The following is a 1,600-nucleotide window of genomic DNA, read 5'->3' as shown; positions in this document are numbered from 1 at the left end:
GAAATGGGAAAGTAATGCATTTCTGCATCTTGAAGACATTATTTATTACTATAATTTAGAGGAAGAAAATGCAATAAATTTTAAACACGAGGAAGACTTAAACTCAAAAAGGCTTATACCTTTTTTTAAAACCAAACAACAAGAATTATTAGCTTTTACAGAAAATTCAGTTGTACTTTTAGCTAAAGAAATAGATGATGATCAAATTTCATGGATTCATTTGCACCAAAATTTCGAAAGCTTCCTGAATGAATATATTAAAAATGAGGGTGAGATTAATTTTTAAAGAGACAAAAAGCAACAGCTAAGCGGAACTACAATATTGCCATCTCATCTTACATTTTCAAAAAAAGCCAAAATAGGGATTAAGTGTTCGATTGCAGTCCCTGACAGCCCACGGAAATTATTAATAAATAGCGAGCGATGAGGGGTTCGAACCTTACTTTTTTTTACATACTCGCTACATTGAATCTTTTCCAACCCATGCTAACGAATCCATACTTCTTATAATATCTTATTTAATTTCGTCACAAAGTTCGAGAATCTCCTGCGGGCGCTTGCAAAAAATTCCCCCATAAATGCAGGAAAAAAATCCTGCTTTATTGCGTTGCTTTTTGCGCTTGCTAGGCGATTCCCGGTGAATGTTCCATAATTAATTTAAAATATAGAAATTATGGAAACTTTAAATCAAAACTGGCAGAATGTATCTGAAATTGAACTGATCTATAAAACAAAAGTAAAAAATTCTGAAAGACCACAAATCAAATCTTCAAAAGATGCATATAAGCTTGTTCTTTCAGCTTGGGATCATAATAAAATAGAATTCTTCGAGCAGTTCAAAGTATTATTATTGAATCAAGCTAACAAGGCACTTGGAATTTACGAAATCTCTTCCGGAGGAATTGCAGGGACTGTTGTAGATATTAGACTAATATTCTCGTCAGCTCTTAAGGCAAATGCTACATCTTTAATGATGATTCACAACCATCCTTCAGGAAACCTAACAGCCTCTGAAGCCGATAAACAGATTACCCGAAAAGTAAAAGAAGCCGGAAGACTTCTTGATATAACATTACTAGATTCATTAATTATAACTACAGAATCATATTACTCCTTTGCTGATGAAGGCGCTTTATAAGCGCTTTTACAACTTTGATTATCTCTGAAAAATCTGAAATAAGTAACGAATTCCTAATATGTTCTTTATAGATGTAATTGCAATAATCATCTAAAATACAAAACCCACTTGCGTTAAGCTAAGTACCTAAATCTATGTGGTAACTGTTGTGCATTAGTTTTTTTTACTTTTTTTCTACTGTTTTCATTTTTCGGTTGACATAAATTACGTCTTTATTCGTCAACTGTTGATTTCCATGTTTTAATATGATATCATCCTTTATACTGTAAATAATATTTTCATATTTTTCGTCAAATAATCCATTTTTTCCCTTGGGATAAGAATTATAAATATCTTTATTTTCTAAACTACCGTCATTTGATTTTGAGAAAAAATTTATATATGCCTTTTCCGCATCATAATAAATTGACTCGTTATTTGGTAATTTTAATAGATTTTTAACTTCTAAAAGATCATTTGGAC

The 1,600-nt window shown here is 31.1% G+C and carries 3 protein-coding genes; 2 read left to right on the top strand and 1 reads right to left on the bottom strand.

Annotation, left to right across the window (positions count from 1 at the left end; all coding sequences use genetic code 11):
- Together BOW55_RS20945 and BOW55_RS20640 are read left to right on the top strand one after the other, a co-directional pair.
- Window positions 1–286 (top strand): hypothetical protein (locus BOW55_RS20945; RefSeq protein ID WP_164975092.1); only part of this gene is annotated, 286 nt, incomplete at its 5' end.
- A gap of 387 nt (window positions 287–673) precedes the next feature.
- Window positions 674–1,138 (top strand): JAB domain-containing protein, encoded by a 465-nt coding sequence (locus tag BOW55_RS20640; protein WP_129026324.1) that lies wholly within the window; start codon window positions 674–676, stop codon window positions 1,136–1,138.
- Window positions 1,139–1,301: 163 nt separating this feature from the next.
- Here the strand turns inward: BOW55_RS20640 and BOW55_RS20940 are convergent.
- A partial coding sequence (locus BOW55_RS20940; protein WP_164975091.1) for a hypothetical protein occupies window positions 1,302–1,600 on the bottom strand: 299 nt, incomplete at its 5' end.

The organism is Flavobacterium sp. YO12 (assembly GCF_004119495.1).
In the GTDB taxonomy this organism is placed as follows: Bacteria; Bacteroidota; Bacteroidia; order Flavobacteriales; family Flavobacteriaceae; genus Flavobacterium.
This window is presented reverse-complemented; position numbering and strand designations above follow the sequence as displayed.